This is a genomic window from Trichloromonas sp., from assembly GCF_041583255.1.
GTDB lineage: Bacteria > Desulfobacterota > Desulfuromonadia > Desulfuromonadales > Trichloromonadaceae > Trichloromonas.
This window is the reverse complement of sequence record NZ_JBFHGD010000144.1, coordinates 1-8,555: the sequence shown is the minus strand read 5'-3', so window position 1 is coordinate 8,555 and position 8,555 is coordinate 1. Positions and strand designations below refer to the sequence as shown.

General features: G+C 64.6%; 4 protein-coding genes. All 4 read right to left on the bottom strand.

What is annotated here, in order from left to right:
* Positions 1-801, bottom strand: an 801-nt coding sequence (locus tag ABYV89_RS11680) for an acyl-CoA dehydrogenase family protein (RefSeq protein ID WP_432823131.1), incomplete at its 3' end; no start/stop codon positions are given.
* 311 nt (positions 802-1,112) lie between these two features.
* Positions 1,113-2,501: an FAD-dependent oxidoreductase gene (locus ABYV89_RS11675; RefSeq protein WP_432823130.1), complete on the bottom strand. Its 1,389-nt coding sequence runs from the start codon at positions 2,499-2,501 to the stop codon at positions 1,113-1,115.
* Between the two features lie 5 nt (positions 2,502-2,506).
* Entirely contained in the window at positions 2,507-6,928 is a 4,422-nt protein-coding gene (gene gltB, locus ABYV89_RS11670; RefSeq protein WP_432823129.1) for a glutamate synthase large subunit, read from the bottom strand.
* Positions 6,929-7,050: 122 nt separating this feature from the next.
* The coding region (gene uvrB, locus ABYV89_RS11665; protein ID WP_432823128.1) for an excinuclease ABC subunit UvrB at positions 7,051-8,555 on the bottom strand (1,505 nt) is incomplete at its 5' end.

The following is an 8,555-nucleotide window of genomic DNA, read 5'->3' as shown; positions in this document are numbered from 1 at the left end:
GTTCTCTTTCGGCACCCGCACGTTGTCGAAATTGAGCAGCCCGTTCTGCAGCCCTTTCAGTCCCATGAAATCGCAGCGGTGGACGGTGGTCAGCCCCTCGCTCTTGCCTTCAACGATAAAGGCGGTGATTTCCGGCCGTTTTTCCGCCGGATCGTTGGTGCGGGCCCTGACGATCATCAGCCCCGCCTCCGGGCCGTTGCTGATCCAGAGCTTCTGCCCGTTGATCAGGTAGGCCTCGCCGTCCTCGGTGAGGGTCGCCGTGGTGGTCATCTGCGCCGGGTCGGACCCGGCCTCCGGTTCGGTCAGGGCGAAGGCGCTCAGCTCCCCCTTGGCCAGGCGCGGCAGGTATTTGGCCTTCTGCTCATCGGTACCGAACATTTTCAGCGGCTGCGGCACGCCGATGCTCTGGTGCGCCGACAACAGCACCGCGGTGGAGGCACAGTGGCTCGCCACCAGCTGCACGATCCGGTTGTAGTTGACCTGGGACATGCCGAGGCCGCCGTATTCCTGCGGCAGCTTGATGCCGAACAGCCCCATCTTGGCCAGACCGTTGGTCACCTTCTTGGGGATCTGCCCCTTGGCGTCGATCTGGTCGGCGTCGACCTGCTGCTCGAGGAAATCCTTCAGTTCGGCCAGCACCTTGTCGCCGGCCGCCTTATCTTCGGCGGACTGCTGCGGAAAGGGAAATATCAGTTCGCTGCGCAGCCTCCCCATGAACAGCTCGCCGACAAAGCTCGGCTTTTTCCATTCGGTTTCGCGGGCCGCCTCGGCCACTTCAATAGAACGCTGCTGATCGCTCATGATTTTCCTCCCGACAGATGATTGAACCTAAAATAATCAGTTGGCCACAGAGACTCAGAGACACCGAGAAAATCGTATGGTTTTGGTATTTCTGGAGTTACCCGTGGGGCACAGCAGGTAAAACCTCATATCTTTTGATACCTTGAAGTTTTTTTTGAACAACAAAACTCCGTACCTCGGTGTCTCTGTGGCGACAATCGCCGTCCATAGATTAAATCCCTTATTAAAAGAATAACAGGGATTTACCGGGATGCACCCGCTCCCGGCTCCCCCTGAAGATAAAAAAAGGGCGGCCAAAGGCCGCCCCCGAATCAGTCTTTCAGCAGCTGCTCCATGATCGCCAGCGCCGCCCGGCGGCCGTCGGCGGCCGCGGTGACCGCCAGGTGAGCGCCGCGGTGGCAGTCGCCGCCGGCGAAGACCCTGGGATGGGAGGTGCGGCCGCTGGCCCGGTCGATGACCAGCCGCCGGTGGCGGGTGTCGATGCCAGCCTGCGGCAGGAAAGAGTAGTCTTCAACGTCGAAGCCGAGGGCCAGGATCAGCACGTCGGCCAGCACGCAATGCTCGGAGCAGGGGACCTCCTTGATGGCCCGGCGGCCGTCGGCGTCCGGCTCGGCCAGGCAGGTCTCGAGGACTTCAACCCCGGTCAGGCGACCGTCGTCATCGAGGATGATCTGCTGGGGGGCGCGGTGAAAGTAGAACTCCACCCCTTCTTCGATGGCGTTGTGATACTCCTTGACGCTCCCCGGCATGTTGGCCTCGTCGCGGCGGTAGACGCAGGTGACCGTCTCGGCCCCCTCGCGGATCGAGGTGCGTACGCAGTCCATGGCGGTGTCGCCGCCGCCGATCACCACCACCCGCTTGCCGCGCACGTCGAAGCGCCGCTCCAGCTTGCCGCCGGATTCCCGCTGCTGCACCGCGCCGAGAAACTCCATGGACAGAAAGACGTTGCCGTGGAGCTCGTGATCGAGCTGCGGCAGCCGGCCGCCGGTGGAACCGAGGCCGAGAAAGAGGGCGTCGTATTGCTCCAGCAGCCCGGCAAACTCAACGTCGCGCCCAACCTCGCAGTTCAGGTGCAGGTTGAGTCCGGCCTGCTGCAGGATGTCGAAGCGGCGGCGGACAATCCGCTTGTCGAGCTTGAAATTGGGGATGCCGATGGCCAGCAGTCCGCCGGGCTCGGCGGCGCGCTCGTACATGTCGACCTGGATGCCGGCCCGCAGCAGGAAGTGGGCGCAGGAAAGCCCGGCCGGGCCGGAACCGATCACCGCCACCTTCTGTTTGCGGGTGACGCCGGGAAAGGGGATCTGCAGTCCGGCGGCGAACCCGAGGTCGGTGATCGAAGCCTCGATCGAGCCGATGGTGATCGCCCCGTAGCCGTCATTCAGGGTGCAGGCCCCCTCGCACAGGTGGCTGTGCGGGCAGATGCGCCCGAGCACCTCGGGAAAGGGCGAGGTCTCGTTGGCGAGCAGGAAGGCCTTTTCCAGGTCGCGGCCGGCGATCGCCTCGAGCCACTGGGGGATGTAGTTGCCCAGCGGGCAGCCGATGGCGGTGCAGAACGGGTCGCCGCACTGGATGCAGCGCTCGGCCTGGGGCGCGACCTGGGCCAGGCTGTAATAACGATAGATCTCCTCGAAACCGCGCACCCGGGCGGCGGCGCTTTCTTTTTGCGGTTCCTGGCGGTTGGTATTGGTAAAGTTCTGCATATCTATCAATCCCCTTCTTTGGGATTTAGTGGTGCTTTCATATCTTTTGGCGTGACCATCCAGAAGTAGGCCAGCTCCTCGCGAAAGTTTTCCAGCAGCCGCTGGGCCTTCGGGCTGCGCGTGCGGTTGTGGTAGCTGAGCAGAATCTGCTTCAGATAGATCTTGCCGTCGCTGTCGTCATCGACGTCGATGCGGCGAGCCTCGACCAGTTCGCGGTTGATCTTGTCGATGAAGTTCTTGGCCCGGTCGTAGACGAAGGCCGCGCCGCCGGTCATGCCGGCGCCGAAGTTGATGCCGGTTTCGCCGAGGATGACCACGGTGCCGCCGGTCATGTACTCGCAGGCGTGGTCGCCGGTCCCCTCGACCACCGCCAGGGCCCCCGAGTTGCGCACGGCGAAGCGCTCGCCGGCGGTGCCGGCGACGAAGAGCTTGCCGCCGGTAGCCCCGTACAGGCAGGTATTCCCCACCGCCGAGGCCCCTTCCTGGTAGACCCCGGGGATGATGACGATGCGGCCGCCGTGCATCCCCTTGCCGACGTAGTCGTTGCCGACCCCGCTGAGGTAGATATTCAGTCCGTCGACCAGGAAGGCGCCGAGGGACTGGCCGGCGACCCCGGTCAGGCGCAGGGTGATCGCGTCCCGCGGCAGCCCCTGGTTGCCGTAATAGTGGGCCACTTCGCCGCTGATCAAAGCGCCGAAGCTGCGGTTGATGTTGCGGATGGGGCGCTCGACGATGACCTCGGCGCGGGGGTCACGAATGGCCGGCAGCACCTCCTGCAGCACCTGCTTTTCAAAGGCATTGTCATCGAAGGGGGGATTCGGGCGCTGGCGGGTGTCGACGCCGTCGATACGCTGCAGCACCCGGGAGAAGTCAAAGGGGTTTGCCTCGGGATGGTCGATCACCGTGAGCAGGTCGCTGCGGCCGATGATTTCGTCGAGGCTGCGGTAGCCGAGCCGGGCGAGGTGTTCCCGCACATCCTCGGCGACGTTGCGCAGGTAGGCGACGACCTTGTCGACGGTACCGACAAAGTGCTCGCGCAGGTTCTTGTCCTGGGTGGCCACCCCCACCGAGCAGCGGTTGAGATGGCAGACCCGCAGCATCTTGCAGCCGAGCATCACCAGCAAGGGAGTGCCGAAGCCGTAGGATTCGGCGCCGAGCAGGGCCGCCTTGACCACGTCGGTGCCGATCTTGAGGCCGCCGTCGGCCTGCAGCTCGACCAGCTCCCGCAGGTGGTTGGCCTTGAGGCTGTTGTGGGCCTCGGCCAGCCCCAGCTCCCAGGGGTTGCCGGCATGCTTGATCGAGGTCAGTGGCGCGGCGCCGGTCCCCCCCTCGCAGCCGGAAATGATGATGTGATCGGCGTAGCACTTGGCCACCCCGGCGGCGATGGTGCCGACCCCGGCGCTGGAGACCAGCTTGACGCTGATCCTGGCCTTGGGATTGACCTGGCGCAGGTCGAAGATCAGCTGGGCCAGGTCCTCGATGGAATAGATATCGTGGTGCGGCGGCGGCGAGATCAGGGTCACCCCGGGGACGGTGTAGCGCAGCGAGGCGATCAGCGGACTCACCTTGTCCCCCGGCAGCTGCCCCCCCTCGCCCGGCTTGGCTCCCTGGGCCACCTTGATCTGGATCTTCTCGGCGCTGCGCAGGTATTCGGGAGTGACGCCGAAGCGCCCCGAGGCGACCTGCTTGATCTTGCTGTTGCGGCTGGTCTTCAGCCGGGCCGGGTCTTCCCCCCCCTCGCCGCTGTTGGACGACCCGCCGAGCAGGTTCATCGCCTCGGCCAGCGCCTCGTGGGCTTCCGGAGAGATCGAGCCGAGGGACATGGCCGCCGAGTCGAAACGGCGGGTGATCGCCTCGACCGGCTCGACCTGGTCGAGGGGAATCGGCTGGCGGTCGCTGTTCCAGGTGAAAAAGTCACGGATGAAGCGCCGACCGCGATTTTCGATCAGGGAGCGAAATCCGAGGTACTCGGCCCGATCGAGGGTGTCGGCGAAATGGTGCATCTGCACCACCGAGCGGGCGCCGAAATCGTGGTACTCGCTGGCGGCGTTGTTCTGAAAGGAGCTGCCGACCTTGAGCGGGTAGACCGGGGTCATGAAGGTTTCCCGGAAGACCGCGCGGTGCTGGCGCTCCAGCCGCGCCTCGATCTCGGCGTAACCGAGGCCCGGCAGGTGCAGCGAGGTGCCGGGAAAGCAGTCGGCGACCAGCTCGCGAGAGAGGCCGATAATGTCGAACAGGGCGGCGTTGCGGTAGCTGGAGACGGTGCTGATCCCCATCTTCGACATGATCTTGAGAATCCCCTTGGTCATGGCGTCGTAGAGGTTTTTCAGCGAGCGCCGGATCTCCTTGGGCGAGAGCTCCTTGCGCCGGCACAGCTCGAAGCTGGTGGCGTAAAGCAGCCAGGGGTAGATCGCGGTCACCCCGCAGCCGAGCAGCACGCAGGCGGCATGGGAATCGTTGACCTCGCCGGTGACGGCGACCAGGTTGACCCGGTGGCGCAGCTTCTCGGCCAGCAGCCGCTGGTTGAGGTAGCCGACCGCCATGGCCATGGGGATCACCCGATGCCCGGCATCGACCTCGCGGTCGTCGAGGACCACGATGCGCACCGCCTCATCGCGTACCGCCGCGACCACCTGCTCGCCCAGCTGCTGCAGGCTGGCCTGCAGGCCGCCGGCGAAGGTGGTGGCGAAGACCCCGTACTTGTAGCAGGGTTCGAACCGGGGACGCAGAGGATCGCCGAAGGACAACAGGGCGTCGAAGATGTCGCGGGAGAGGATCGGCGAAATACTCTTCAGCCGGTGGGCCCGCTCCGGGCTTTCGATCAGCGGGTTGCCCAGCTCGCCGAAACCGATGGTGGCCGACATCACCGCCTTTTCCCGATAAGGGTCGATGGGCGGGTTGGTGACCTGGGCAAAATTCTGCCGGAAGAAGTCGGTGAAATTGCGCGGCTCGCTGGAGAAGGCCGCCATCGGCGTGTCGTCCCCCATCGAGCCGGTCGGCTCCTTGCCCGCCTCGAGCATGGGGCGGACGATCACCTCGAGGGTCTCGTGGGTGACGTTGAAAAAACGCTGCTTCTGCTCCAGGCCGACACAGGCGTAGTCGCGCAGGTCGTCGAACTGGTGCTCGATGAACTCCTGCAGGTAGAAGGTGCGATCGGTCAGCCACTCGCTGTAGGGCTGCGACTCCATCAGGTAGCGGTCGATGTCGCGGGTGTAGAAGATCTGCCCCTGCTCGAGATCGGCGGCGATCATCTCGCCGCTCTGCAGCCGACCCCGTTCGCGGACCATCGCGGGGTCCGTGTCGAGCACCCCGTACTCGCTCGAGATCAGCAGGCGATCATCGGTGGTAAGCAGGTACTTGGCCGGGCGCAAACCGTTGCGGTCGAGAATGCAGCCGACGTAGCGGCCGTCGGTGATGCTCACCGCCGCCGGGCCGTCCCAGGGCTCGTAAGCCGCCGAGGTGTACTCGTAGTAGGAGCGCAGGCGCGACGGCATGTGGGCCACGTTGTGGCGCGGCGGCGGGATCAGGCTGCGGATCGCCTTGAAGAAATCGACCCCGTTGGCGAGCAGAAACTCCAGCATGTTGTCGAGGCTGGCGCTGTCGCTCACCCCCTCCTCGAAGAGGGGGAAGAGCCGGGCCAGCTCCTCGGCGCTGAAGACGGTGCTGACCGCCTCGTTGAACTTGTGCCGGGCGTTGAAGCGGTTGCCGTGCAGCGAGTTGATCTCGCCGTTATGCGCCAGGGTGCGCATCGGCTGGGCCAGCCGCCAGCGCGGCAGGGTGTTGGTGGAAAAGCGCTGGTGGAAGACGGCGAAGGCGCTTTCGAAGTCGTCCTGCTGCAGGTCGGGATAGAGGGTGCGCAGGTAGCTCGGCATGACCAGCCCCTTGTAGGCGACGGTCTTGCGGGAAAAGCTGGGGATATAGAAATCCCGGTCTTCGCAGAGCCGGTGCTCGATCTCCTTGCGGGTCAGGTAAAGCAGGGCGTCGAAGCGGCGGGTGGCGATCAGCGCCGCCGGCACCACGAAGGCCTGGCGGATCTGCGGCAGCATCCCCAGGGCGTATTCCCCCAGCGCCTCGGTGTTGACCGGCACCTCGCGCACAAACAACAGCTGCAGATCGTTGCGGGTGCAGCTCTCCTCGAACACCTGCAGTTGCCGCTCCTCGTCGGTGAGAAAGAGCATCGCCACGGCGAACTGTTCGGGGAGCGAATGGCCGCTCTCTTCGGCGACCCGGCGCATGAAGCGGTTCGGCATCGCGCAGAGCAGGCCGCAGCCGTCGCCGGTCTTGCCGTCGGCGGCCACCGCGCCGCGGTGCATCATGCGGGACAGCGCCCGGATGGCGTCCTCGACCAGGGCATGGCTCGGACGGTTCTTGATATGGGCCAGCAGGCCGAAGCCGCAGGCGTCCTTGAATTCTTCAGCGAGATTCATCGCAGTGTCCTTGCTGGTCAGATTAAAAGAGGAAACACAAGGGTCAGACTTTGAGTCGGTAGACTCATGAATTTATAGCACATTTGACGGAAAAGTCCCGCTCCAATCGCGCGGAATGCCCGCTATCCCCGCAGCTGCAGTTCCCGTTTCTCCAGCAGCAGCATCCGGTCGCGCAGCTCGACGGCTTTTTCAAAATCGAGGTCGGCGGCGGCGGCGAGCATTTCCTGCTTGAGCCGGCCGATTTCTTTTTTCAGCGCCTCGGGGCTGCCGTAGAATTCTTCCTCCTCGGCCACCAGCGGCAGCTCGACGTAGTCTTTTTCGGCGATATCCTCGAGGATGGTGCGCAGGCTCTTCTTCACCGTCTCCGGGGTGATCCCGTGCTCCTCGTTATAGGCGAGCTGGGTGACCCGGCGGCGCTCGGTTTCGTCGAGGCAGACCTGCATCGATTTGGTCACCCGGTCGGCGTACATGATCACCCGCCCGGCCACGTTGCGGGCGGCGCGACCGCAGGTCTGGATCAGCGAACGGGCCGAGCGCAAAAAGCCTTCCTTGTCGGCATCGAGGATCGCCACCAGGGAGACCTCGGGGAGATCGAGCCCCTCGCGCAGCAGGTTGATGCCGACCAGCACGTCGAATTTGCCCTGGCGCAGGTCGCGGAGGATCTCCATCCGCTCCACGGTCTTGATGTCCGAGTGCAGGTAGCGCACCCGGATGCCGACCTCTTCGAGGTAGCCGGTGAGATCTTCGGCCATACGCTTGGTCAGGGTGGTGACCAGCACCCGCTCCTGCTTTTCTACGGTAATGCGGATTTCGTGGATCAGGTCGTCGACCTGTGCGCTGGCCGGACGCACCTCGATGGGGGGATCGAGCAGACCGGTGGGGCGGACGATCTGCTCCACCACCACCCCCTGCGCCTTCTCCAGCTCGTAGTCGGCCGGGGTCGCCGAAACGTAGACCGTCTGGATCCCCTTCTTCTCGAACTCCTCAAACGTCAGCGGCCGGTTGTCCAGCGCCGACGGCATGCGGAAGCCGTAACCGACCAGGGTCTCCTTGCGCGAACGGTCGCCGCGGTACATGGCGCCGACCTGGGAGACCGAGACGTGACTTTCGTCGATGAAGAGCAGGGCGTCTTCGGGAAAGTAGTCGAACAGGGTCGCCGGCGGCTGGCCGACGGCGCGGCCGTCAAGAAACCGCGAATAGTTCTCGATCCCCTGGCAGTAGCCCATCTCCTCCATCATCTCGATGTCGAACAGGGTGCGCTGCTCGATGCGCTGGGCCTCGATCAACTGGTTGCGCTCGCGGAAATACTGGATGCGCTGCAGCAGCTCGTCCTGGATCTCCTTGATCGCCCGATCCAGGGTCGGCCGGGTCGCCACGTAGTGGCTGGCCGGAAAGATGGTGGTCTTGCCGATGCGGTCGGTCACCTTGCCGCGGATCGGGTCGATCACGCTGACCGCCTCGATCTCGTCGCCGAAGAACTCGACCCGGATCGCCCGGTCCTCCTCGTAGGCAGGGAAGATTTCCACCGAGTCGCCGCGCACCCGGAAGGTGCCGCGGTGAAAATCGACGTCGTTGCGCTGGTACTGGATCTCGACCAGCCGCTTGAGCAAGGCGTTGCGATCAAGCT

Coding starts and splice junctions, on each gene's coding strand:
- ABYV89_RS11675 (WP_432823130.1), bottom strand. CDS start 2,501: ATGCAGAACTTTACCAATACCAACCGCCAGGAACCGCAAAAAGAAAGC.
- gltB (WP_432823129.1), bottom strand. CDS start 6,928: ATGAATCTCGCTGAAGAATTCAAGGACGCCTGCGGCTTCGGCCTGCTG.